Annotated in this window: 22 protein-coding genes and 1 pseudogene; 13 read left to right on the top strand and 10 right to left on the bottom strand. The window is 64.5% G+C overall.

The annotated features are described in order from the left end of the window. Window positions 1–37 precede the first annotated feature (37 nt). Entirely contained in the window at window positions 38–703 is a 666-nt protein-coding gene (locus tag ACQ86E_RS31825; protein ID WP_431203318.1) for a GntR family transcriptional regulator, read from the top strand. Window position 704: 1 nt separating this feature from the next. Here ACQ86E_RS31825 and ACQ86E_RS31820 read toward each other — a convergent pair whose 3' ends face one another. Next, window positions 705–1574, bottom strand: coding sequence for a DUF2147 domain-containing protein (locus tag ACQ86E_RS31820; protein ID WP_431203317.1), 870 nt, complete (start codon window positions 1572–1574; stop codon window positions 705–707). Window positions 1575–1846: 272 nt separating this feature from the next. Continuing rightward, on the bottom strand, window positions 1847–2626 hold the full coding sequence (locus ACQ86E_RS31815; protein ID WP_431203316.1) for a transporter substrate-binding domain-containing protein: 780 nt from the start codon (window positions 2624–2626) through the stop codon (window positions 1847–1849). A gap of 126 nt (window positions 2627–2752) precedes the next feature. Between ACQ86E_RS31815 and ACQ86E_RS31810 the strand changes: the two genes are divergently transcribed. Continuing rightward, complete coding sequence (locus ACQ86E_RS31810; RefSeq protein ID WP_431206618.1) at window positions 2753–3250, top strand: DUF1993 domain-containing protein; 498 nt, start codon at window positions 2753–2755, stop codon at window positions 3248–3250. A gap of 3 nt (window positions 3251–3253) precedes the next feature. On the opposite strand, the gene ACQ86E_RS31805 is transcribed toward ACQ86E_RS31810, so the two are convergent. The 6 genes from ACQ86E_RS31805 to ACQ86E_RS31780 form a co-directional block, all read right to left on the bottom strand. Beyond that, window positions 3254–3742, bottom strand: coding sequence for a hypothetical protein (locus ACQ86E_RS31805; RefSeq protein WP_431203315.1), 489 nt, complete (start codon window positions 3740–3742; stop codon window positions 3254–3256). 168 nt (window positions 3743–3910) lie between these two features. Then, on the bottom strand, window positions 3911–4900 hold the full coding sequence (locus tag ACQ86E_RS31800; protein WP_431203314.1) for a hydroxyacid dehydrogenase: 990 nt from the start codon (window positions 4898–4900) through the stop codon (window positions 3911–3913). 35 nt (window positions 4901–4935) lie between these two features. Beyond that, the gene (locus ACQ86E_RS31795; protein WP_431203313.1) at window positions 4936–6036 is read right to left on the bottom strand and encodes an ABC transporter ATP-binding protein; all 1101 of its coding nucleotides are present in this window, start codon (window positions 6034–6036) and stop codon (window positions 4936–4938) included. Between the two features lie 6 nt (window positions 6037–6042). Beyond that, a complete protein-coding gene (locus ACQ86E_RS31790; protein WP_431203312.1) occupies window positions 6043–6954 on the bottom strand; it encodes a carbohydrate ABC transporter permease in 912 nt (303 codons plus the stop codon). Beyond that, window positions 6954–7877, bottom strand: a complete 924-nt coding sequence (locus ACQ86E_RS31785; RefSeq protein ID WP_431203311.1) for a carbohydrate ABC transporter permease — start codon at window positions 7875–7877, stop codon at window positions 6954–6956. Before ACQ86E_RS31785 ends, ACQ86E_RS31790 begins: the two co-directional genes overlap by 1 nt. Window positions 7878–8022: 145 nt before the next feature. Further along, on the bottom strand, window positions 8023–9363 hold the full coding sequence (locus tag ACQ86E_RS31780) for an ABC transporter substrate-binding protein (protein WP_431203310.1): 1341 nt from the start codon (window positions 9361–9363) through the stop codon (window positions 8023–8025). Window positions 9364–9854: 491 nt separating this feature from the next. Here ACQ86E_RS31780 and ACQ86E_RS31775 point away from each other — a divergent pair, with 491 nt between their 5' ends. After that, on the top strand, window positions 9855–10676 hold the full coding sequence (locus ACQ86E_RS31775; RefSeq protein ID WP_431203309.1) for a Spy/CpxP family protein refolding chaperone: 822 nt from the start codon (window positions 9855–9857) through the stop codon (window positions 10674–10676). Between the two features lie 111 nt (window positions 10677–10787). Further along, window positions 10788–11165 carry a response regulator gene (locus ACQ86E_RS31770; protein ID WP_431203308.1) on the top strand — a complete coding sequence of 126 codons (378 nt, stop codon included), beginning with the start codon at window positions 10788–10790 and terminating at the stop codon, window positions 11163–11165. Window positions 11166–11236: 71 nt separating this feature from the next. Here ACQ86E_RS31770 and ACQ86E_RS31765 read toward each other — a convergent pair whose 3' ends face one another. Both ACQ86E_RS31765 and glk read right to left on the bottom strand, forming a co-directional pair. Then, complete coding sequence (locus ACQ86E_RS31765; protein ID WP_431203307.1) at window positions 11237–11440, bottom strand: hypothetical protein; 204 nt, start codon at window positions 11438–11440, stop codon at window positions 11237–11239. A 125-nt stretch (window positions 11441–11565) separates the two neighbouring features. Further along, a complete protein-coding gene (gene glk / locus ACQ86E_RS31760) occupies window positions 11566–12537 on the bottom strand; it encodes a glucokinase (RefSeq protein ID WP_431203306.1) in 972 nt (323 codons plus the stop codon). A 264-nt stretch (window positions 12538–12801) separates the two neighbouring features. Between glk and pncA the strand changes: the two genes are divergently transcribed. From pncA to ACQ86E_RS31715, 9 genes and pseudogenes are all read left to right on the top strand, one after another. Beyond that, on the top strand, window positions 12802–13440 hold the full coding sequence (pncA, locus tag ACQ86E_RS31755; protein WP_431203305.1) for a bifunctional nicotinamidase/pyrazinamidase: 639 nt from the start codon (window positions 12802–12804) through the stop codon (window positions 13438–13440). 16 nt (window positions 13441–13456) lie between these two features. Beyond that, entirely contained in the window at window positions 13457–14572 is a 1116-nt protein-coding gene (locus ACQ86E_RS31750) for an alpha/beta fold hydrolase (protein WP_431203304.1), read from the top strand. A gap of 152 nt (window positions 14573–14724) precedes the next feature. Next, window positions 14725–16759 (top strand): annotated as a pseudogene (locus ACQ86E_RS31745) (NAD(+) synthase). A gap of 494 nt (window positions 16760–17253) precedes the next feature. Further along, window positions 17254–18069, top strand: coding sequence for a sugar phosphate isomerase/epimerase family protein (locus ACQ86E_RS31740; protein WP_431203303.1), 816 nt, complete (start codon window positions 17254–17256; stop codon window positions 18067–18069). A 31-nt stretch (window positions 18070–18100) separates the two neighbouring features. Beyond that, window positions 18101–19738: an ABC transporter substrate-binding protein gene (locus ACQ86E_RS31735; RefSeq protein ID WP_431203302.1), complete on the top strand. Its 1638-nt coding sequence runs from the start codon at window positions 18101–18103 to the stop codon at window positions 19736–19738. A gap of 3 nt (window positions 19739–19741) precedes the next feature. Then, window positions 19742–20725 (top strand): ABC transporter ATP-binding protein, encoded by a 984-nt coding sequence (locus ACQ86E_RS31730; protein WP_431203301.1) that lies wholly within the window; start codon window positions 19742–19744, stop codon window positions 20723–20725. Continuing rightward, window positions 20722–21714 carry an ABC transporter ATP-binding protein gene (locus tag ACQ86E_RS31725; protein ID WP_431203300.1) on the top strand — a complete coding sequence of 331 codons (993 nt, stop codon included), beginning with the start codon at window positions 20722–20724 and terminating at the stop codon, window positions 21712–21714. Before ACQ86E_RS31730 ends, ACQ86E_RS31725 begins: the two co-directional genes overlap by 4 nt. Then, a complete protein-coding gene (locus tag ACQ86E_RS31720; protein WP_431203299.1) occupies window positions 21714–22643 on the top strand; it encodes an ABC transporter permease in 930 nt (309 codons plus the stop codon). The genes ACQ86E_RS31725 and ACQ86E_RS31720 overlap by 1 nt, the downstream gene beginning before the upstream one ends. Next, a complete protein-coding gene (locus tag ACQ86E_RS31715) occupies window positions 22640–23500 on the top strand; it encodes an ABC transporter permease (protein ID WP_431203298.1) in 861 nt (286 codons plus the stop codon). Before ACQ86E_RS31720 ends, ACQ86E_RS31715 begins: the two co-directional genes overlap by 4 nt. Window positions 23501–23517: the final 17 nt, after the last annotated feature.

The raw sequence follows: 23517 nt of genomic DNA, 5'->3' as shown, positions 1-23517 counted from the left end.
CGGAGGAGACATGGACCAGAATCTGCGCGAGCAGGTCGTGCAGCAGGTGCGCGCGGAGATCATTTCTGGTCAGAGCATGCCGGGCACGATGTATTCGGTGCCGACCTTGGCGGCGAGCCTCGGGGTGTCGTCGACGCCGGTGCGGGAAGCCCTGCTGGAGTTGAGCCGGAGCGGGCTGATCGAACCCGTCCGCAATCGTGGCTTCAGGGTTGTCGAGCCGAGCATGACGGAGCTTCGCAATCTGTTCGATCTGCGGGACGTGCTCGAGCTCCATGCCGCGTCATTGGTCGCGCGCAAGCCGGACAAGGATCTGAGTGCGCTTTATCCGTGGGCCGAAGCCATCGAGCGCGCGGTCAGGACCGAGGATATCGGGCTCTACATCGAGGCGGACCGAACCTTCCATCGCTTGCTGACGGACGCCGCCGACAATCCTCGCCTGACCGAGATGGTGATGGGATTGCGCGACCAGATGCGGCTATACGGGATCAATTCGCGTGCGGGCCTCGCGCGTCAGAATGACTCCGCACCCGAACACTTCCGGATCATCGAGCTGGCGAGCGCGGGCAAGGAAGAAGCGCTCACCAATCTTCTGCGCCATCACATCCGCGCCTGGGAGCCGATCTTCGTCGAGGCGCTCGCCCAGGTCGGAGCTGGCCGTGAACCGATCGCTGCCGCGCGCAAGCGGCAGCTCTCGTCGACCTGAGTCAGTTCACCCGCGTCCAGGTCTGGCCGCCGCAGAACATGCCGCCGAAGGCGCAGCCCTGCACGCGGAGCCGATCCGTGCCCTTCATCGCGATCGTCGAATCGTAGGTCGATCCGGTGTTGGGATCGAGGATGCGGCCGGACCATTTCTGCTCCTTGCCGGGCTTCATGTTGATCAGGACCTGCTCGCCGTTCTGGTTCGATTTGCTGTCGACCGAATAGCCGCAGAGATTGTTGCCGCACTGCTCGATGCGGACCTTGCCTTCCTTCTCCTCGGTGAGCCAGATGCCGAGCGGTGAATTGAGATCTCGCGTCGGCGCGGCTGCGGGCGCCGGCGGGGCGATGGCGGCGGACTGAACGGGGGCGGGCGCCGGAGCAGGGGGCGGTGCCGGCGGCGCTGCGGCCACTGCAGGGGCTGGCGGTGGAGGCGGTGCGGGCGGCACCGCGGCGATCGTCGGGGCAGCGCTTGGAGCCGGTTGAGGCGGTGGCACAAGTGCGTCTTGAGCCGGGGCATTGTTTGCAGGAGCGGCCGGAGGCGCCGGCGGTGCCACGGCCACAGGCGCTTGGACAGGAGTTTGCGCGGCCGCCGGAGTCGCAGCGGCGGGTGCGGGGGCCGCTACGGGATCAACCGGTGTCTGCGGATCGGCCTTCGCCTGTTGAGGTGCCTGCGGGTCCGCTTTCGGCGCCCCCTTGGCATCGTTCTTGGTCTTCTTCGCCTTGCCCTGGCCGGTGTTGTCGTACACGCCGGGGATCTGTACCGTGCCACGGTCTGGATCGATGCGGATGGTGCGCCCGCCATATTCGAACGTGTACTGCGCCTGCGCAGTTGTGCTCACCAAAAGGAATGCGGCCGCGGCCAACAGCTTCCTCATTTCCATCTCCTGAACAGGTGGTCCCCGCACCGATGCTTACGCGCCGGTTCGATCGCAAAAAGTGATCTAGATCACTGTTGTCCGTATGAGTCGTTGTCCGGCGGTTCCGGGTTCAATACATCCGGAGCCGGTCCAAAGTTTGGCCGGGGCAAGCGGCAGGAGGACGCAGCCTGGAGCCTTTTCCGTTTCGATTGAATCGAAACGAGGCTCCAGATTCCTTGTTTTGGCGCGTTTTCTCGACGCGAACCGGGCCCACTTCTCTGGAAAACGCTCTAGTCGAACCAGGCGGCGTAGATTTTCCTGTAGCTGCCATCCTCCATGGAGATGTGCAGCCACTGGTCGACGAAGGCCTTCAGCGCCATGTCGCGCTGGAGCCAATAGGCCTTCTCGGAGAAATCGAACGGCTTTTCGGGATGCACCGCGCAGAGCACGCCGGAATGCTGCTTCTGCTGGTAGCGGGTTTCGGAGGCGTCCGTCATCATCAGGTCGGCATGGCCCTTCGCGATTTCGTCGAAGATCACGGTGTTGTCGGGGAACACGGTGATGTCGGCGTCCCTGATGTTGGCGCGTGCAAAGCGCTCATTGGTGCCGCCGGGATTGACGATGACCCGGGTGCCCTTCTTGTCGATGTCGGGAAGCGTCTGGTATTTGCCGACATCGGCGCAGCGCGTGATCGGCGTCTTGCCCTCGCGCATGATCGGCGTCGAGAAGAAGCCCTTCTTCTGCCGGTCGAGCGTGACCGAGACCCCGCCCATCGCGATGTCGAACTGGTCGGCCTCGAAATCCTTCATCAGCTTCGGCCAGGCCGTGGCGACGTACTCCACTTTGACGCCGAGTGCCTTGCCCAAGGCTTCCGCCATGTCGACGTCGAAGCCGCTGAATTTCTGCGTGGCCTTGTCGAGATAGGTGAACGGCTTGTAGTCGCCGGTCATGCCGACGCGCAGGGTGCCGCGCTTGACGATCTCGTCGAGGCGCGATGGCGCCTGCTGCGCGTGAGCCGAAAGGTTGGCCAGCAACGCCAGGGCCAAGGCCGCCAGGATTCGAACAGGCATTCGAACGATCATCTCTTTTCCACCCCTGCGCGAGCTGTCATTGTGCAACTCGTCAGAGGTGGATTTAGACCAGACGCCAGCCGCTGGCGAGATGGAATTGTGAGGAATTTTGAAGTGACGATCTCGATGTACGAGGCCTCGGTCGGCCTCTTCGTGCCGTATTTGCGAAACCTGTCCGCACTGCTCGACAAGGGCGTTTCCTACGCCGAGGCCCGCAAGTTCAATCCTGCCGTTCTGCTGGGGATGCGGCTGTCGCCGAACATGTACGATCTGGCCCAACAGATCGGCGAAGCCTGCCGCCACGCGACTGTCGCGCCGGCCCTGCTGGCGGAGCGCGAGCCGGTGGCGCTGCCGGCGCTGGAACACGACATGGCCGGGCTTCAGGCGCGCATCGCGACGTCGATCGAGTTCATCGAAAGCCTGCCGCGCGCCGCGATCGATGGCGCGGCGGAGCAGCAGGTCTTCTTCAGGCTGAAGAACGGGACCGAGCTGCCCTTTACCGGGCGGACGCTGCTGCTGACCTTCAGCGTTCCGCAATTTTTCTTCCACGTCACGACAGCCTACGACCTGCTGCGGCACGCAGGCGTCGAGCTCGCGAAGAAGGACTATCTGGGAAGGAAGTAATCCTTACGCTTCGCCCTTGCGCTCGTAGTCGGCGAGCGAGCTGCGGCCGGCGATCTCGCTGCGCAGCAGCTCGAAACGTCGATGGGATTCTTCCTCGTGCGCATCGACGAAACGTACGGCGGCTTCGCTCGTCATCGGGGCGCTGATCACGGGCGCGGATTGCTCGCCGATGGTCTCGTGGACGTAGTACTGACCGTCGTCGCCACGATGGACCGTCCATTTCAGGCGGATCGCCACCATCGGTCCGGGGCCGACCTTGCTGTAGCCGTCGGCGTCGATATGCTCCGGCACCAGCGGCTGCTCTTCGACCACGGGATGCTCGTCGATGACAGCATGATGTTCTTCATGCTCTTCCGCCGGCTGCTCACCGACGACGACGTACTCGGTTTCGCGGATGATTTCGGTTTCGCGGACGACGAGGACGGGCTCGGGGTTCTCCAAAATGCTGGCGATGGTCGCCAGCGCGTGGTCGGTCGGGTCGATCTCTGACAAGGGTCCATCCTCCAGCTCGACGCGGCCGGCAAGTCTGTCCCACTGCCGCCGCGGCCGGTCTTATTACGCGGGTTCGATTAAGGCTGAGTTTGGGCTCGATCTGCACCAAAATGGGACGCATTCTGGCGGTCCGAAGGCGGGCGGCTCAGCCGCCCGCATTCCGTTCGCTCAGCCCAGGACGTCCTGGTTGATGACATTCTGCCGGATTGGATCGCCGTCCAGCACACTCAGGATGTTGCGTGCGGTCTGCTCACTCATGCGGCTCACCGCCTCGACTGTCACGCCGGCCACGTGCGGAGCCATGATGACGTTGGGGAGCGCGAACAGCGCGTTGCTGACCGGCGGGGGCTCCACCTCGAACACGTCGATGCCGGCGCCGGCGAGCTTGCCGGAGACCAGCGCGTCGTACAGTGCCGCTTCCTTCACGATGCCGCCGCGCGCGGTGTTGATGAGATAGGATTTCGGCTTCATCCGGCCGATCCTGTCAGCGTCGAACAGGCCGATGGTTTCCGGCGTTTTCGGGCAGTGGATGGTGACGAAGTCGGCGTTGGGCAGCGCGGCGTCGAGATCGGTGACCGGCTCGCAACCGGCGGCCTTGATCTCGGCGGCTTCCTTGTAGGGATCGTAGACCTCGACCTTCATCTCCATCGCCTGGCAGCGCTTGGCGGTGCGGGTACCGATGCGGCCGAAGCCGATGATCAGAACCGTCTTGCCGTAGAGGTCGAACGGGAGCATGCCGAGGCGGCCCGCCCATTTGCCGTCCTTGACGCAGGCGTGCATCTCATTGGCGCGCTTGGCCAGCGTCAGCATCATGAACAATGCCTGCTCGGCGACCGAAGGCGAGTTCGCGCTGCCGGCGACCATCAACGGGACCTTGCGGCGGGAGAGAGCTGATACGTCGACGGCGTCGTAGCCGACGCCGATGCGGGTGACGACCTTCATGTCCCCGGATGCCTCGAGCTCGGTCTCGCCGAACGCGGTGGCGCCGAGCGCCACGCCATGGACCGGCGCATGGCTCTTCAGCAAGGCCTCGAAGTCCTTCGCCGAGATCAGGTTCGGAAACTCGACGAGCTCGATATCGTCCCGCTGGGTGAGGAGGGCGCGTGCCCCTTGCGACAGAGTTTGTGTAACGAAAATCTTCTTCTTGTTGGTCGCCATCGCTCCCCGCCTGCTTCAAGTTTCTCGAGCCGGCTTTACAACACGGCGCCGGTCTCCTCGTTTAGCAGGTGCATGTTGTTGAGGTCCATCGCCAAACGCATGGGAGCCCCGTCCGCAGCGCCGGCATTGGGATCGACGCGGCCGCAGACGGGGGTGCCGTCGAGGGCGAAATAGACCAGCGTCTCCATTCCCATCGGCTCGGTGACGTCGAGCACGGTGTCGAAGGTTTCCTCGCCGGGCTCCAGGTGCGCATGCGCCTCGGTGAGATGTTCGGGCCGGATGCCGAGCAGCAGCTTGCCCGTGCGCGGCAGTGCGTTGTAGCGCGCCGCGCGGGCCGGCGGCAGCGGGAAGGCGATGCGGTCGGAGAGACGGATCTGAAGCGTGCCGCCGGCCTCCTCGAGCCGGCACGGGATGAAGTTCATCGCGGGCGAGCCGATGAAGCCGGCGACGAAGCGCGTCGCGGGCTTGTGGTAGAGCTCGTTCGGCGTCCCGATCTGCTCGATGCGCCCCTTGTTCATCACCACCACGCGATCGGCCAGCGTCATCGCCTCGACCTGGTCGTGGGTGACGTAGACGGTGGTGGTGCGCACCTTCTGGTGCACCTTCTTGATTTCGATCCGCATCTGCACGCGCAGCTTGGCGTCCAGATTGGACAGGGGCTCGTCGAACAGGAAGACCTTCGGGTTGCGCACGATGGCCCGGCCCATGGCGACGCGCTGGCGCTGGCCGCCGGACAACTGCTTCGGCTTGCGGTCGATCAGGTCGGTGATGTCGAGCAGGCGGGCGGCTTCCGTCACCCGCGCCTTGATCTCGGCCTTGGGATAGTGCTTCAGGCGTAGTCCGAACGACATGTTCTCCGCGACCGTCATGTGTGGATAGAGCGCGTAGTTCTGGAACACCATCGCGATGTCGCGGTCCTTCGGCGGCACGTCGTTGACGACGTCGCCGCCGATCATGATGTCGCCGTCGCTGATGTCCTCGAGGCCGGCAATCATGCGTAGCGTGGTCGACTTGCCGCAGCCGGACGGGCCCACCAGCACGATGAACTCATGGTCGGCGATATCGAGGTCGATGCCGCGCACGGCTTCGACCTCGTCATAGAGCTTGACCACCTTCCGCAACGTAACGTCAGCCATGAGATATCAACCCTTTGTCGCGCCGGCGGTGAGGCCGGCAATGTAGTAGTCCATCAGGAAGGCGTAGATGACCAGCGGCGGGGCCGCGCCGAGCAGCGCCCCGGTCATGATCTGCCCCCAGTTGAAGACGTCGCCCTTGATCAGGGTGGTGGTGATGCCGACCGGCAGCACCAGTTGATCGACCGACGTCGTGAACACCAGGGGATAGAGGAACTGGGCCCAGGATACCGTGAAGGCGAAGATGGTTGCGGCGATCAGCCCGGGCAGGGCCACGGGAATGAAGATCCGCGTCAGGGTCTGGAGCCAGGAGGCGCCGTCGATGAGGGCGGCCTCGTCGAGCTCCTTCGGGATCGATGCGAAATAGCCGATCATGATCCAGGTGCAGAACGGCACCGTCAGGGTCGGATAGATGAACACCAGCACGTACCAGCGGTTCAGCAGCGTGATGCCGGTGAACTCCTGAACGACAGCGAGCATCTTGAACAACGGAATGAACAGCAGGCTGTCCGGGATGAGATAGGTCAGGAACACGCCGGTCGCGAGCGTCGCCGAGCCCCAGAACTTCATCCGCGCCAATGCGAACGCCGCGGGGATGCTGATCAGCATCGTCACGATGACGACGATGATCGAGATCATCGACGAGTTCCAGAAGAAGCCCAGGAACTGGTTCGAGGTCAGGAGCTCGACATAGTTCGACAGGGTGGGATGAAACACCCACCACGGATTTGTCGCCGCCGAGATCTCCGCACTGCTTTTGAGCGAAGTGATCAGCATGTAGACCGGGGGCGTCAGGAAGAAGATCGCGAACAGCACCAGAAAGAAGTAGGACCAGCGCAGTGCCCAGGTGCGGTCCCGGCTCATGCTGTTGAGTTTGACCTTGCGCGACGGTCCGGCCTTGTCGATTGCGAGTGTGCTCATCAGGCTTCGTTCCCGCGTTTGTTGACATCACGCAGGATGAAGACCGCTGCGACGGCGAGGATCGGCACCATGAACAGCGAGACGCAGGCGCCGAGCGGGATGTCGCTGCTCTGGATGCCGACCTGGAACGCCCAGGTGGCGAACAGATGCGTCGTATCCAGCGGTCCGCCCGAGGTCAGGATTCGCACGATGTCGAAATTGGCGAAGGTGACGATCAGCGAGAACAGCGTGGTGATGGCGATGATGTTGCGCATCATCGGCAGGGTGATGTGCCAGATCTTCTGCCACCAATTGGCGCCGTCGATCGACGCCGCCTCGTAGAGCTGGTCAGGTACGGATTTCAGGGCGGCCAGATACATGATCAGGAAGAACGGCGCGCCGTACCAGACGTTGACGAGGATGACGGAAAAGCGCGCCCAGAAGGTGTCGCCGAGCCAGGGGATCGGACCGACGCCGAAGAAGGAGAGCGTGTAGTTGAAGGCGCTGTAGGAGGGATCGAACAGCCACAGCCAGGCCAGCGTGCTCATCGCCGGCGGAATCACCCAGGGCACCAGCAGCATGCCGCGCCATTTGCGCTGCTTCTTGCCTGGAATGTTGTGGACGAAATGCGCGACGATGAAGCCGATCAGCGCCTTGAAGATCACCGCCGTCACCGCGAAGATGCAGGACTGCTTCACCACCATCCAGAACGTCTCGCGCTTGAACAGGAAGGTGAAATTGCTCAGCCCGACGAATTTCGTCATCGCCTTGTTCAGCGTCGCCAGATAGAGCGAATAAAAGGCGGGATAGAGCACGAGCAGCGCGATCAGGAGGATCAGCGGCAGCGTCAGGAAGAACGCCACGGTCGATTTCCGGCCCAGCACATTGCGCAGGCTCGCGCGTTTTGCGCGGGCGCGCGACACGAGCGAGGCGACCTTGCTCAACGACGACGTCGGCCATGGATCAAGCTTTCTCAGGAAAGGTTCGATGACGAAGCCGGCCCATCGGCCGGCCTCCAGCGGAGCGGGACGGCAGGATGCCCCGGCGGCTCACGCGCAAAGCGTGAACCGCCATGGCACACACCCGGCATCAACTCCGCATGAAGCCTTCACACTCGCTTTCAGCCCAGGCGAGCGCGGTGTCGAGCTTCTCGCCCTTCGCATAGCGCAACGCCAGCTTGGTCAGCGTCGCCTGGAAGTAGATCTGCTGTGCGATCTTGGGCGGGGCAGGCGAGGCCGCGATCGACAGCGTCTGACGGTGATGCGGATCCGGATAGCTGTAGAGCGTCCCCTTCGGCGGGCCTTCCTCCGCCCATGTCTTCAGCTTCGTCATGTTCGCGTAGGCCGGGAGATCGTAGCCGCCGCTCGCGGCGACGAATTTCTCGATCGCGGATGGGGAGGACAGGTGAACGAGCAGGCTCTTGGCGGCCTCCTTGTTCTTGCCGAAACTCCAGACGCCCCAGAAGTAGGGCAGGAAGGGCGCGAAGCGACCTTTCGGACCCGCCGGCATGCCGTGTGTCCAGCACTGTTCGGCAACTTGCGGTGCATCGCGCTTGGCAACCGCCCAGGCGCTGGGCGGATTCAGGATCATCGCGCCACGACCCGAGATCAGCCATTTGTTGTTGGACGCGTCGTCCCAGGAGGGCGCGTCCGTCGGAAGCACGGCGATCAGCCTCTTGTAATATTCGAGGGCTTCGCGCACCGCGTCGGTCTTCACGGTGATGTCGCCCTTGGCATTGACGAGCTCGGCGCCGTACGATTGGAAGATCGCGCCGGCCGTATCGACGCTGTCGGTAGTTTCGCCGAGGCCGATCCCGAACGGGACACCAGCCTTGTGACAGGCTTCGGCGGCCTTGAGAAAGGCCTCCATGGTCCACTTCTCATCCTTCGGCGCGCTGCCGACCGGATACATCTCCTGAACGTCGATGCCGGCATGCTTCTTCATCAGATCGATGCGCGAGCAGGGACCCTTGATCTGGCTGCCGGGCGTTGCTGGCACCGCGAGCCACTTGCCGCCGGACTGTCCGAGATATTTGACGGTGCCGTTCACCTCGCCATTCTGCTTGATGAGCGGCTCCATGACGTCGTTGAGCGGCTCGAGGTTTTCCGAATAAGCGTGCGGCCACCAGCTCGGCATCTGCAGAATGTCGTGACCCGACTTGGCCTGGGCTTCGGCCGCCGCCGTGAGCTCGATCTTCTTGTTGTTGCTGGTGATGTAGTCGATCGAGACCTCGACCTTCTCCTTCTCGCCCCACTCCTTGACGAGCGCGGTGGAGGCATCGTTGGCGCCCGGCACCCAATGGTCCCAGAAGCCGATCGAGAGTTTGCCGGCGGCGTAAGCGCCCCGGACGTAGGGCGCTGCGATCAGCGCCGTGGAGGACAATGCAGTGGCAGCCACAAATTGACGTCGCGTCAGTGTCTTGCGTGACATCTCGTTTCCTCGCCTTGGGTGTGTTTTATTGTTCTGGTGTTTCCTCTGACATTCCTGAGTTTGTTTTTTATTTTCTGGTTGGCGTTTCTTCGTGCCGTTTCTTGTTGGTGCCGTCACCGCGCTGCAAATCACGCGAGGCGTAGCGAATTGGTAGCGCGATCAGATCATGATTGATCGCGTCTGTCGAGGAAGCCGAAGCGCTCACTGCCTAGAACTAACGTTGAGCTCGGGAACGCGGCAGCGCCAGCATTCTGGGCGTGAGCCTGCAAATCGTTTTGCGATGCACACGTCGGTTGGAGCAAGTCCGACATGACGTGCGCAATTACGCCGCAGTTTCGAATAAGCCTGCATAACCGCTTCGCGCGAAAGAGTTTTCGGACGTGGACAGCACGCGTCCGCGCCTAGACCTTGGCGTCGCGAAAACGATAGAGTTGCAACCGGCCGGTGGCTTCCACCCCGCCAGAACAATCGGATCGACGATGGAGACCAGAATGACCAACCCGGCACCGCCCGCACGGCTTCACTTGCGGCGATGGCTCGCGCTGGGCTGCGTGCTCACATTGCTGCTCGGCGCAGCCGCGGTCGCGCAGGCACAAGGCCTGGTCAAAGGTGTTCAGGACGGCGCCGCGGCCGGCAACAAGGCCGCCGGTCCCGTCGGTGGCGTGCTCGGCGGTGCGATCGGCGGCGTGGTCGGCGTCTTCACCGGCGTGCTCGGCGTCAACAACAACAACAATCAGGCGCCGCCGCCCGCCAAAGATGCGAGCAAGGATACGAGCAAGGACGCCAGCAAGGATTCCAAGCAGTCCGGGGCCGGCAAGGACAAGGACGCCAAGAGCGCCAAGGAGAATGCCAAGGCGGGCAAGGGCGCCAAGGCGAGCAAGGAAGCCAAGAACACGCCACAGGATAGCAAGGACAAGAAGGACGTCACCGTCCTCACCCAGACTGGCACGCCGCAACAGAGTGCCGAGCAGATCGTCGCCAACAGCGATTCCTATATCGAACGGATCAAGACGGAGTTGAACCTCACCCCCGATCAGGAGAAGCACTGGTTCGGCTTCTCGAGCGCGATGCACTACCTGGGGCACAATGGTGCAGAGCGGCTCAACCTGAGGGTTGCCCGCGCCAAGCGCGATCCGCCGGATGATATCATCGAGCAGATGCGCAACGAGTCGCAGTTCCTGATCGACCGCGCCGCCGACCAGCGCAATGTTGCCGATGCCGCCGAGCCGCTTTACTCGAGCCTCGACGACAAGCAGAAGCAGGTTTTCATCCAGGAGATGGTGCGCCTCAGCCACGAGCGCGGGCTGGATTGATGAAGTTGAAGCGGATTGCGGTCGTCTGAATTAACGGCGCCTGCCACGAATTCGTGAATGCTCCCTGCAGCTGAGGTATGATTAGCTTCGCAAGCTGATTGCGGGGTTGATATGGCGGGCGGACTCTCCGTTTTCCTGGTCGAAGACGAAGCGTTGATCCGGATGATGCTGGCCGACATGGTCGCGGAACTTGGCCACCATGTCGTTGCGGAAGCGGACAATGTCCGTGACGCCAGCGCCTTTGCGATGACCGCGCAATACGATTTCGCGATCCTCGACATCAACCTGAAGGGCCTCTACGTCGATCCCGTTGCCGACCTTATCGAGCGCCGCGGAAAGCCGTTTCTGTTCGCCTCCGGCTACGGGCCGGAGCTGCTGCCGTCCTTGCTCCGGCGCAGGCCGATCCTGCGCAAGCCGATTTCCCTCGACCAGCTCAAGGCGATCATCGACACGCTGTTTCCAGATGTGATTGCCAGGTTGCCGCTCTGAGCAATGGCGAAGGCGCCACGCCGAGCGACGGCGAGGGGCCGTAGCGCCGGTCCCGTAAAGTCCCGCAAGCCTCAGTTGCGACCGTTCTTCAGCACGTTGGCAATGGTATGTGCCGTCATGGCAGCGCGGTCCGAAGCGCGCTGCGCGGCCAACCGGTCGCGCGCCTTTTCCTCGATGAGCAGCTCGATCAGCGCCAGCCGCTTGCTCTCGTCGTCCGCGTCGAGCAGCAGACGGTGATAGCGGTGATAGTCGAACCCAATGTCTTGCTTACGCATGTCACGCCCCCGCAACTACGCCACACACTGGTTGAATTGTTTCTCATCGGAAACGATGGGGCAAGCACGATCATGTGCGGAACCGGGCGCCGGGTGCAATCAGCTGTGCATGACTGGTACGCGCATCAATCCGGATTGTGGTCGGCGAACATCTTGAGGCCGAGGAAGCTTGCATCAGGTCTCGTGACCAGCCGGGTCGGGATGTTACGCAGGTAGTCCTGGAAGCGGCCCTTGGCTTCGAAGCGCGCGCGGAACGCCGAGGCTGCAAGGAAATCCGGAAAGCGCGGCACGATTCCGCCGGCGATATAGACGCCGCCGCGCGCACCAAAGGTCACCGCGAGATTGCCCGCGACCGAGCCGAGGATGGCGCAGAACATCTCCAGCGTGGCGCGGCTGAGGGCACAACTTCCTTCCAGGGCCGCCTTGGTGATGGCGGCTGCGTCGCGGTGCGGAACCTGGGCGCCGTCGATCTCCGCCAGCGCCTCGTAGAGGCTTTGCAGACCGGAGCCGGACAGCGCACCACGCTCGATCGAGACATGACCGAGGCGTTTGCGCAGGCAGGCGACGACGCGCTCCTCACGCTCGTTCTCCGCAGGCAGGGTCGCGTGTCCGGCCTCGGTGACGACTGCCAGCCGGGCACCATGGCGCTCGACCAGACAGGAGACGCCGAAGCCGGTTCCGGGCCCGACCACCAGCAACGGCTCTCCGGGGAGGCCTTCCCCGCCGCCGAGCGGGATCAGGTCGGCCGGCTTCAGGGCGGGCAGCGACCAGGCCACCACCTCGAAATCGTTGAGGACATGAACGCTGTCGAAGCCGAGGGCCGGTTGGAGCTCATTGCCGTCGATGACCCAGGGGCTGTTGGTCATGACGCAGCGGTTGTTCGTCACCGGACCCGCGACGGCCAGCACGGCTCTGCTGGGCCGCCCGGCACCAGACCGGCGCGCCAGAACATCGGTGATGGCCTCCCGGACCGTGGGAAAGTCTGCGACCTTCACATAGTCGATGGGGCCGGTCTCGTCGCCATGGCTCAGCGCGAACCGCGCGTTCGTGCCGCCGATATCGGCGAGAAGAATTTGTCCTGTCTTGCCGATACTCATATGACCCTGTGGCTGCCGAGGCCTTGCCAGCCGTCGGGAACCTCTGCCTCCACTCCTGATCCGGTCCGCAGTTTGCTGACGGTCCCGAGAATCCTCGCTTGATTGCGCCTAGTCAACACGGACGAGGCCAAACCGTTGCATCCAATAGGGGATTGGTGCGCCATATCGCGCGCTATCGCCGCATAGGGTCGGTGGTTGCGAAGCCGCGCGGGAAGATCGACATTGGAGACGAGCGTCCGGCCCTTGTTGTGCCGGACGGTCAGAATGGGGCCAGCGATGAAGATTTCCGACCGCGACGTGCTGCTGGTGATCGACGTGCAGAACGACTTCTGTACCGGCGGAGCGCTCGCCGTTCCCGGTGGCGAAAAGGTCGTCCCGGCCATCAACCGGATCGCCCAAAGATTCGCCAACATCGTGCTGACCCAGGACTGGCATCCGCGCGACCATGTCTCGTTCGCGCCGAACCATGCGGGCAAACAGCCGTTCCAGACCATCGAGCTCGATTACGGCACGCAGGTGCTATGGCCGGCGCACTGCGTGCAGGGCACGCCCGGCGCCGAATTCCACGGGGATCTCGACCTCACCGGGGCAAGCATGGTGGTCCGCAAGGGCTTTCGCCGCGGGATCGATTCGTACTCCGCGCTGTTCGAGAACGACCACAGGACGCCGACGGGGCTGCTCGGCTATTTGCGTGAACGGGAGCTGAGGACCGTCTTCGTCGCCGGTCTGGCGCTCGACTTCTGTGTCCGCTTCTCGGCGGAAGACGCCCGCAAGGCGGGGTTCGAGGTTGCCGTTATCGAGGACGCCTGTCGCGGCATCGATCTGGACGGTTCCGTCGCAGCGACCCATCGGAGTTTTGCGGAGCGCGGCATTTCCGTGATCAGCTTCGAGGCGTTCCTGTGAGCATCGCGAGATAGACATGGCGGAGAAGGCCGGCAAACAGCAGGGCGGACCGGAGCGCGCTCCGGATGATCCTCTGCTTTGGCCGTTTGCGGCGGCGCGGCTTGCGGTGGACGCGTGCTTCTGGTGGCTGCAGCGCGGTCCGCCGGAGCAGGATGAAAGCGGCGTGCCGTGGACGACGCCTAACTCCATCGCCTTGGAGCTTGCAACGATGTACCTGCGCGACTGCTCGCGGGCGCGATCGGGGCAGCCGGCGCTGGTGTGCGCGCCCTATGCGCTGCATCGCGCCCTGATCGCGGACTTCGCGTCCGGCCACAGCGTGGTGCAGTCCCTGCAAGACGGCGGCATCGACCGGGTCTATCTCACCGACTGGCGCTCTGCCACGCCGGACATGCGCTACCTCTCGATCGACAGCTATCTGTCCGATCTCAACGTCGCCATCGACGAGATCGGCGTGCCGGTTGATCTCGTCGGGTTGTGCCAGGGCGGGTGGCTGTCGCTGCTCTACGCTGCGCGCTTTCCCGCCAAGGTGCGGCGGCTGGTGCTGGTTGGTGCGCCCGCCGATCTCTCGATCGAGTCCGCGCTCTCCCGGCTGGCTCGCAGCGCACCGGAGATGGTCTACGACCAGCTCGTCGCGCGCGGCGGCGGCAATGTCAGTGGCGACGAAATGCTGCGGTTCTGGTCGAAGCCGCCGAGCCGAGACGATATCGCGGCTGCATTGCAGAAAGACCTCTCGGGCGAGGAGGGCGCCACATTGCTCGCGCGATTCGACCGCTGGAATGTGGAGACGCTCAATCTGCCCGGCACCTACTATCTCCAGATCGTCAACTGGATTTTCCGGGAGAACCGGATCGCCGGCGGCAGCTTCGTCGCACTCGGCCGCCAAATCGATCTGAGGGACGTCACGGCGCCGGTCTTTCTGCTGGCCGGGCTCGACGACGACGTGGTGCCGGCCGCGCAGGCGCTCGCGACAGCCGATCTCCTCGGTACGCCGCCGGCCTTTGTCACGGCGGCCTCCGAATCCAGCAATCATCTCGGTCTGTTCATGGGCGCGCGGACCCACGCACATGCATGGCCCCGGATCGCCAAGTGGCTGCGGGACGATCTGTCCGGCATGCTGGTCCGCAGCGCCTGAGGCGGTCGAGGCGCGAGGCCGGCGAAGCTGCAAATCCGTTATGCATGATGCCGGATGGCCTGCACGGGGGCATGACGATGGGTTACATAGAAGCTGTGCTTGCGGCCGCCGGAGCACGGCCGGCCGCGAAGAGATTGAGGGTCCTGCGCTCGATGAGTTTTCACTCGATTTACGCCCACGGGTTTGCGCGCGTGGCGGCCTGTGTCACCACCTCGCATGTGGCCGATCCCACGGCCAACGCCAAGGCGATCCTGGCGGCGGCCAATGCCTGCCACGAGCAATCGGTGGCGGTCGCCGTGTTTCCCGAGCTGTGCCTGTCCGGTTACGCCATCGAAGACCTCGTGAAGCAGGATCCGCTGCTCGATGCGGTCGAGCGCGGGCTCGCCGCGATCGTCGAGGCTTCCTCGACGCTGATGACCGTGCTGATCGTCGGCGCGCCGCTGCGCTTTGGGGCCCGCATCTACAATTGCGCTGTCGTCGTTCATCGTGGCGCCGTCCTCGGCGTCGTGCCCAAGAGCTATTTGCCGACCTATCGCGAATTCTATGAGGGACGCCATTTTGCCTCCGGCGCCGGTATCGCCGGGGAGACCATCGTCTTCGGCGGGTTGCATGCGCCGTTCGGCGTCGACCTCCTGTTTGCGGCCGAGGACGTTCCGGGCCTGACCATCGGCGTTGAGATCTGCGAGGACATGTGGATTCCGGTGACGCCGGCTTCCGAGCTCGCGCTTGCCGGTGCCAGCGTGCTGATCAATCTCTCGGGCAGCCCGATCACGATCGGCCGGGCACGCGCGCGCGCATTGCTGTGCCAGTCGACCTCGGCACGCTGCCTTGCGGCCTATGTGTATTCGGCGGCCGGGGCAGGGGAATCGACCACGGATCTGGCCTGGGACGGCCAGACCTCGATCTACGAAAACGGAACTCTGCTGGCCGAGGGCGAGCGGTTCCGCCAGGGCGGCCAGATCACGCTCGCCGACGTCGATCTCGACCTGCTCAGGCAGGAGCGTGCGTTGATGGGCACGTTCGACGACAACCGCCGGCAGCGCGAGGCGTTTTTCCGCAAGGTTACGTTTGCACTGAAGCCGCCGGCCGGCGACATCGGTTTCCTGCGCAAGATCGAGCGTTTCCCGTTCGTGCCGAGCGACGAAAGCCTGCTCGAACAGGACTGCTATGAGGCCTACAACATCCAGGTGGCCGGCCTCGTGCAGCGTATGCGTGCGACCGGCACCAAGCGTGTCGTGATCGGCGTCTCGGGCGGGCTCGATTCCACCCATGCGCTCATCGTTGCCGCCAAGGCGGTCGACCTGCTCGGGCTGCCGCGCGAAAATATCCTAGCCTATACCATGCCGGGCTTTGCTACCGGCAGCGAGAGCAAGACCAATGCGCTGGCGCTGATGAAGGCGTTGCAGACGAATTGGCAGGAACTCGATATCCGTACCACCGCGACGCAAATGCTGAAGGATATCGGCCATCCCTTCGGCAAAGGAGAGAAGGTCTACGACGTGACCTTCGAGAACGTGCAGGCGGGCCTGCGCACGGACTATCTGTTCCGGCTCGCCAACCATCACGGTGGCATCGTCATCGGCACCGGCGACCTGTCCGAGCTGGCGCTCGGCTGGTGCACCTATGGCGTCGGCGACCAGATGGCGCACTATAATGTCAATGCGGGGGTGCCGAAGACCCTGATCCAGCACCTGATCCGCTGGGTGATTGCGTCGAAACAGTTCGGCGACGACGTCAACCGGACGCTGTCCCTGATCCTGTCGGCCGAAATCTCGCCCGAGCTGGTTCCGGTAGAGCCAGGTGAGAAGCCGCAGAGCACGGAAGCCTCGGTCGGCCCCTACGAGCTGCAGGATTTCAACCTGTTCTACACGCTGCGGTTCGGCATGCGGCCGTCCAAGATCGCCTTCATGGCGCAGCACGCCTGGAAGGACGTCGCCAAGGGCGAGTGGCCTCCAGCTTTCCCCAACGACAAGCGCAAGGCCTATGATCTTGCCGAGATCCGCCGCTGGCTGGAGGTGTTCCTGCGCCGCTTCTTCGCGTTCAGCCAGTTCAAGCGTTCGGCGATGCCGAACGGGCCGAAGGTTTCGTCCGGTGGTTCGTTGTCGCCGCGCGGTGACTGGCGTGCGCCGTCGGATTCGAGCGCGGCGGCGTGAGCTCGAGGATCTCGAACGGAATGTTCCGAAGTGATCGGGCAGTGCTGATCGGCAAGATTGATTGGGCGCTGCGCGCCTAATCAAGCGGTCCAGAAGAACTTCGCGCCGCGCGGCTGGTGCCGGCGGCGCGAAATCGCGTTCAATCTGGAAAGTTCGAGGTCCGGAGTGCCTAGGAGTCCGGACCTCGTAACCTTGCCCCAGCCTTTGATCCCCCCGCCCCATATGGTCCCCCAACCCCATGAAGCGCGATCAGAGGGTGATGCCCTTGGAAGGCCGCCGATCGATGGGCGCGATGTACGCGAAGTATGGTTAGGATTCCATTCCGGATCACTACGGACATAAACGTACTTGGACTCGCGCGCTGACGCATACGCCTGCATCGCTTGCGCGCGCGGCTGCCTGAAATCGATGCAAGCGATCGACAGGATGTCCACATCTGCTCGACGTTTCGGAACCGGCATTTCACGGGCCTGTCATTGAACTGGTCTAGCGCTGCTCCCGTCATTGTCGACGTCGAAGGAGCAAGCCATGTCGAAGCCGGTGTTGGGCGCCGCACTGTCCATCAAATCGATCCCCGCCCACCGCGACTGGCTTCTCGAACGGCAGCGCGACCTCGAAATCCAGGATTTCTTCCGCGCCGATCTGCTCGACGGCGACTGGCGTAGCGCCGCCGCCGAGATCAAGCAGATGCTCTCCGGCCATACCGGCCGGCTCGGTATCCATGGTCCGTTCTGGGGCTTTGCAATTGGCAGCCACGATCCGATGATCCGTCAGGTCGTGACCAAGCGCCTGCTGCAGGGGCTGGATGCCGCCGAATTCCTCGGCGCGACGCAGATGGTGATCCATTCGCCGTTCACGACCTGGGACCACAACAATCTCGATCTCTATCCCGATAACCGCGGCAATCTCGTCGAACGCGTCAAGGGGACGCTCGCCGAAGTCATCGCGCGTGCTGAGACGATCGGCTGCGAAATCGTCATCGAGAACATCGAGGACAGGGATCCGCGCGACCGCGTGCGCCTCGCCAAGGCGCTTGAAAGCGCCAAGGTCCGCGTCTCCCTCGACACCGGTCACGCCAACTACGCCCACATCTCCACCGGCGCGCCGCCGGTCGACTATTACGTCGAGACCGCCGGGGACATGCTGACACATGTTCATCTGCAGGACACCGACGGTTTCGCCGACCGGCACTGGGCGCCGGGCGAGGGCAACATCCCGTGGGTTGCCGTGTTTCGTGCGCTCGGCCGGCTGACCTCGAATCCGCGGTTGATCCTCGAGCTCCGCAATCACGACGACGTCCGCACCGGCGCAGCTCATCTCGCCGCGCTTGGGCTCGCCGAATAACCGCCATCACAGAGCGCAGGATCCTACCATCATGAGCAAGCTTACCCGTCGCACCATTCTGAAATCCGGCGGCGCAGCCGCAGGCACGCTGCTGCTGCCGCGCTTTGCGATCGGACAGGCCGACAACCGCCCGTCGGTGACGATCGCCGTGCAGAAAGTCACGAACTCGAACGTGCTCGACGTGCTGCGCGAGCAGTCCAATGTCGGCGAGCGCGTGTTCTTCTCCTCGATCTGGGAAGGCCTGATTTCGAAGAACTGGCGCGGCAGCCTCGAGGCGGTGCCTGGCCTTGCCACCGAATGGCGCCGCATCGACGATCAGACCGTCGAGCTGAAGCTGCGCCAGGGCGTCAAGTTCCACAACGGCGACGAGATGACGGCAGAGGATGTCGTCTTCACGTTCAGCCGCGCGCGCATGTTCGGCGAGAGCGAGGCCAAGAGCCGCTCCACCATCCAGGCTTTTGAAAAGATCCCGACGCCGCGTCCCGGCAAGGAATTGCCGCCTGATGTGCCCGCGGTCGCGCGCCGGATCTGGCCGGATCTCGTGCGTGTCGATGCCGTCGACAAGTACACGGTACGCTTCTACAACGCGACGCCCGACGTCACGATCGAGGGGCGCCTGTCGCGCTACGGCTCCGACATTGCCAACCGCCGCGCCTGGGAGGAATCCGCGAGCTATCTCGACTGGGCGCGTAAGCCTGTCACGACCGGCCCCTACAAGGTCGTCGAGCTCAAGCCCGACGTGTCGCTGACCCTCGAGGCGCATGACGAATATTGGGGCGGCCGCCCGCCGCTCAAGCGCATCCGCTTCCTCGAAGTGCCTGAAGTCGCGAGCCGCATCAACGGTCTGCTGTCGGGCGAATATCAGTTCGCCTGCGACATCCCGCCGGACCAGATCGCCGGCATCGAGAAGAACTCAGCGTTCGAAGTGCAGGGCGGCACCATCCTCAATCACCGCCTGACCGTGTTCGACAAGAACCACGCCCAGCTCGCCAATCCGCTTGTAAGGCGTGCCTTCACCCATTCAATCGACCGCCAGGCCATCGTCGACAGCCTGTGGGCCGGCCGCACACGCGTGCCGAAGGGCCTGCAGTGGGAGTTCTACGGCGACATGTTCATCGCCGACTGGAGCGTGCCGGCCTACGATCCGAAACTCGCGCAGGATCTGTTGAAGCAGGCCAATTATAAAGGCGACCCGATCCCGTATCGGCTGCTCAACAACTACTACACCAACCAGGTCGCGACCGCGCAGGTGCTGGTCGAGATGTGGAAATCGGTCGGTCTCAACGTGCAGATCGAGACCAAGGAGAACTGGTCGCAGGTCATGGAGCGTGCACCGACCCGCGCGGTGCGCGACTGGTCGAACTCGGCCGCCTTCAACGATCCGGTCTCCTCGCTGGTTGCCCAGCACGGACCGAACGGCCAGCAGCAGCAGATCGGCGAATGGACCAACGCCGAGCTGAACAAGCTGTCGGAGTTCCTGGAGACGTCGACCGACCGTGCGGCGCGCAAGAAGGCGTTCCACCGCATGCTGGAGATCGCCGAGCGCGAGGATCCCGCCTATACGGTGCTGCACCAGAACGCGACCTTCACGGCCAAGCCGAAGTCGATCAAGTGGAAGGCGTCGCCCGCCTTCGCGATGGACTTCCGCGCCGGCAATTTCGAGGCGTAGGCCGTGACGCCATTGGTCAGCATCCAGGGTCTCGGCGTCGCCTTCAACGGCACGCCGGTCCTGCGCGGGGTCGACCTCGCCCTGCACAAAGGCGAGGCCCTCGGCCTTGTCGGCGAGTCCGGATCGGGCAAGTCGGTGACGTGGCTGGCTGCGCTCGGCCTCTTGCCCAGACATGCGAAGGTCACGGGCTCGGTGCGGCTTGACGGCCGAGAGATCCTGGGCGCGCCGTCCGCCGTGCTCGACCATGTCAGGGGCGGGCGGGTCGCCATGATCTTCCAGGATCCGGCGAGCGCGCTCAATCCGGTGCTGACCATCCGCAGGCAGCTCTGCGAGGCGCTGGCGCTGCACCGTGATCTCTCCGGCGAAGCGGTTAAGACGGAAGCCCGGCGGCTGCTCGATATCGTCGGCATTCCCGATGCAAAGCGGCGGCTCGAAGCCTATCCCCACGAGTTTTCGGGCGGCCAGATCCAGCGCATCATGATCGCGATGGCGCTGGCGGGAAACCCTGATGTGCTGATCGCGGACGAGCCGACCACCGCACTCGATGCCACCATCCAGGCTCAGATCCTCGAGTTGCTGTCGTCGATCCGCCGCGAGATGAACATGGCGATGGTGCTGATCAGTCATGATCTCGGCGTCGTCGCCGAAAATTGCGACCGCGTCGCCGTGATGTATGCGGGCTGCATCGTCGAGCAGGCGCCCAGCAATCAGCTCTTCGCCGATCCCGTGCATCCCTATGCGCAAGGGCTGATCGGTGCGCTGCCGCCGCTCGACGGGCCGCGCCGGCGCCTCACCGCCATTCCCGGGACCGTGCCTGACCCTGCGCGCATGCCCGGCGGCTGCGCCTTCGCGCCCCGCTGTGGGCTCGCGGCGGAGCCGTGCGGTCTGGCCGCGCCGAGCCTCGTCCCGATCGCGGATGGCCGGGCGGTGGCCTGCATCCGCGCAGAGGCGTCGCGCCGGGCCTTGCTCGGGATTGCCGCCGAATGAACGTGCCGCTCGTCGATGTGCGCTCGATCTCGCGCAGCTACAGCATGCGCTCGGGAATGTTCGGCCGACGCACGGCGGTTCATGCCGTCGATGGCGTGTCGCTGATGATCCCCAAGGGCGAGACGCTTGGTCTCGTCGGCGAGTCCGGTTCGGGCAAGTCCACCACGGGCCGCATCGTGCTCGGGCTGGAGCCACCGGACCGCGGTGACGTCAGGTTCGAGGGCAAGCCGATGGCCGCGCCGGGGACGCCTGCGTGGCGCGCGCAACGCGCGCGCATGCAGATGATCTTTCAGGACCCGCTGGGCGCGCTGGACCGGCGATTGCCGGTCGCGGCGCAGATCCGCGAGCCCATGGACATTCACGGCCTCGGGACACCGGCCGAACGCGAGGAGCGCGTCCGGGAACTGCTGCGTTCGGTCGAACTGACGCCGGGCCATGGCGTGCGCTATCCCGGCGCGCTGTCCGGCGGGCAGCGCCAGCGCGTCGTGCTGGCGCGGGCGCTGGCGACGAAGCCCGATTTCCTGGTCTGCGACGAGCCGGTCAGCGCGCTCGACGTCTCGATCCAGGCCCAGGTGGTGAATTTGCTTTGCGATCTGCAGGCGCAATTGTCGCTGACGCTGCTGTTCATCAGCCACGATCTGCGCGTCGTGCGGCAGATCAGCACCATCGTCGCCGTGATGTATCTCGGCCGCATCGTCGAGATCGGCAATGCCGACGACCTGTTCGCGCGGCCGGAGCATCCGTATACGCAGGCGCTGGTCTCGGCCTCGCCGGCACCGGGCCGCCGCAGCGCGGGCCGCATCGTGCTGGCGGGCGATCCGCCGAATCCGGCCGCGCGCCCGCAAGGCTGCGCCTTTCATCCTCGCTGCCCGCGCGCGATCGCGCGCTGCAAGACGGAGACGCCGGTCCTCTCGGTCGTCGGCGGCGACCGCCAGGTGGCTTGCCATCTCGTGAGCGGACCGCAGGCCGAGACGCGGGATGCTGCCTGATGGGACACTTTTTCGCCATTCGGATCGGACGCGCGGCGCTGACCATCGTGCTGGTCGTCACCTTCGCCTTCGTCGTGCTGCGCCTCTCCGGCGATCCCGCGCTGATGATTTTGGGACCGGAAGCGCCACCGGAGGTCCTCGCCGCCTTCCGCAAGGCCTGGGGCCTCGATGATCCCATCTGGTTCCAGTACCTCGATTACTTCCACGCCATCGCCAAGGGCGAGCTCGGCCGCTCCATGCGCGACGGGCGGCCCGCGATCGAGCTGGTGCTGGAGCGGATCCCGGCAACGCTGGCGCTGACGCTGCCGGCGTTCTTCTTCAAATTGGTGCTCGGCGTTCCCGCCGGCATCTATGCCGCGCTGCATCGCGGCTCGGGAATCGACCGCGCCGTGATGATGACGGCCGTGGCCGGCTTCACCGTGCCGAGTTTTGTCCTCGCGCTGCTGCTCGTCCTCGTCTTCGCCGTACAGCTCGGCTGGCTGCCCTCGGGCGGACAGGACAGCTGGCGTCACGCCATCCTGCCGATCGCGACGCTCAGCCTCGGCGGCGCCGCGGTGCTGGCCCGCTTCACCCGCAGCGCCATGCTGGAGGTGCTGGGCCAGCCCTATATCCGCACCGCCTCGGCCAAGGGCGTGCCGTGGCGCAAGGTGGTGACATCTCATGCGCTGCCGAATGCGGCGATCCCGACCGTCACCATTCTGGGCTTCATGGTCGGCACGCTGATCGCGGGCGCGGTCGTGGTCGAGAGCGTGTTTTCGTGGCCCGGGGTCGGGCGCCTGCTGGTCGTCGCCGTCGCCAACCGCGACCTCGCCGTCGTGCAGTGCATCCTGCTGCTGGTGGCGATGACCATGGTCACGTCCAACCTGATCGTCGATTTCCTCTACGGCTTCCTCGATCCGCGGCTGCGCGCCAAAGGAGCGCACGCATGACCGACGCGACGCTGAAGGACACCACCATCCGCCGCCGCATCAATCTTCCGGCAATTCCCGTCTCGGTCGCATTGGCAATCGGCTGGATCGTCGCCATGCTGGTGATCGCGGCCCTGGCCGAGAAGATCGCGCCCTATGGCTACACCCAGCTCGACCTGCGCAACCGGCTGTCCGCGCCCGGCCATGTCGCGCACTGGCTCGGCACTGACGAGCTCGGCCGCGACGTGCTGTCGCGGCTGCTGGTCTCGATCCGCATCTCGCTGCTGATCGCGTTCGGCGCCACCGCGATCTCGGCGATCGTCGGCACCACGCTCGGCTTCCTCGCCGCGCATTTCCGTGGGGCCATCGAGCAGATCGTGCTGATGCTGTCCGACTTCCAGGCCAGCATGCCATTCCTGATCATGGCGCTCGCGGTGCTCGCCTTCTTCGGCAATTCGCTGCCGCTGCTGATCGGCCTGATGGGATTTTTCGGCTGGGAGCGCTACGCCCGCATCGCGCGGGGCCTCGCCATCTCCGCCAATGCGCAAGGCTACGCCGCCGCGGTCCGGCAGCTGGGCGCGACGCCGACACGGATTTACCTGCGACACATCCTGCCCAACATCGCCTCGACCCTGATCGTCTCGACCACGCTGGTGTTTCCCGAGGTGATCCTGATGGAGTCGGGCCTGTCCTTCCTCGGCCTCGGCGTCCAGCCGCCGATGACCAGTCTCGGCAACATGGTCGGCTACGGCCGCGAATACCTGACCCGGGCGCCCTGGATCATGCTGGCCCCGGCAACCACCATCGTCGTGACCACGCTGGCCGTCTCCGTGATCGGCGACTGGCTGCGGGATCGCCTGGACCCCACGCTGCAGTAGGCCCCCGTAGCCCGGAT

Origin of the sequence: Bradyrhizobium betae, from assembly GCF_050632175.1 — a bacterium.
Lineage (GTDB): Bacteria > Pseudomonadota > Alphaproteobacteria > Rhizobiales > Xanthobacteraceae > Bradyrhizobium > Bradyrhizobium betae_B.
Note: the sequence above shows the minus strand (reverse complement) of the source record. Positions and strands in the feature narration are given on the sequence as shown.

Coding starts and splice junctions, on each gene's coding strand:
- ACQ86E_RS31820 (WP_431203317.1), bottom strand. CDS start 1,574: ATGAGGAAGCTGTTGGCCGCGGCCGCATTCCTTTTGGTGAGCACAACT.
- ACQ86E_RS31815 (WP_431203316.1), bottom strand. CDS start 2,626: ATGCCTGTTCGAATCCTGGCGGCCTTGGCCCTGGCGTTGCTGGCCAAC.
- ACQ86E_RS31810 (WP_431206618.1), top strand. CDS start 2,753: ATGTACGAGGCCTCGGTCGGCCTCTTCGTGCCGTATTTGCGAAACCTG.
- ACQ86E_RS31800 (WP_431203314.1), bottom strand. CDS start 4,900: ATGGCGACCAACAAGAAGAAGATTTTCGTTACACAAACTCTGTCGCAA.
- ACQ86E_RS31795 (WP_431203313.1), bottom strand. CDS start 6,036: ATGGCTGACGTTACGTTGCGGAAGGTGGTCAAGCTCTATGACGAGGTC.
- ACQ86E_RS31790 (WP_431203312.1), bottom strand. CDS start 6,954: ATGAGCACACTCGCAATCGACAAGGCCGGACCGTCGCGCAAGGTCAAA.
- ACQ86E_RS31780 (WP_431203310.1), bottom strand. CDS start 9,363: ATGTCACGCAAGACACTGACGCGACGTCAATTTGTGGCTGCCACTGCA.
- ACQ86E_RS31775 (WP_431203309.1), top strand. CDS start 9,855: ATGACCAACCCGGCACCGCCCGCACGGCTTCACTTGCGGCGATGGCTC.
- ACQ86E_RS31770 (WP_431203308.1), top strand. CDS start 10,788: ATGGCGGGCGGACTCTCCGTTTTCCTGGTCGAAGACGAAGCGTTGATC.
- ACQ86E_RS31765 (WP_431203307.1), bottom strand. CDS start 11,440: ATGCGTAAGCAAGACATTGGGTTCGACTATCACCGCTATCACCGTCTG.
- glk (WP_431203306.1), bottom strand. CDS start 12,537: ATGAGTATCGGCAAGACAGGACAAATTCTTCTCGCCGATATCGGCGGC.
- pncA (WP_431203305.1), top strand. CDS start 12,802: ATGGGGCCAGCGATGAAGATTTCCGACCGCGACGTGCTGCTGGTGATC.
- ACQ86E_RS31750 (WP_431203304.1), top strand. CDS start 13,457: ATGGCGGAGAAGGCCGGCAAACAGCAGGGCGGACCGGAGCGCGCTCCG.
- ACQ86E_RS31740 (WP_431203303.1), top strand. CDS start 17,254: ATGTCGAAGCCGGTGTTGGGCGCCGCACTGTCCATCAAATCGATCCCC.
- ACQ86E_RS31735 (WP_431203302.1), top strand. CDS start 18,101: ATGAGCAAGCTTACCCGTCGCACCATTCTGAAATCCGGCGGCGCAGCC.
- ACQ86E_RS31725 (WP_431203300.1), top strand. CDS start 20,722: ATGAACGTGCCGCTCGTCGATGTGCGCTCGATCTCGCGCAGCTACAGC.
- ACQ86E_RS31720 (WP_431203299.1), top strand. CDS start 21,714: ATGGGACACTTTTTCGCCATTCGGATCGGACGCGCGGCGCTGACCATC.
- ACQ86E_RS31715 (WP_431203298.1), top strand. CDS start 22,640: ATGACCGACGCGACGCTGAAGGACACCACCATCCGCCGCCGCATCAAT.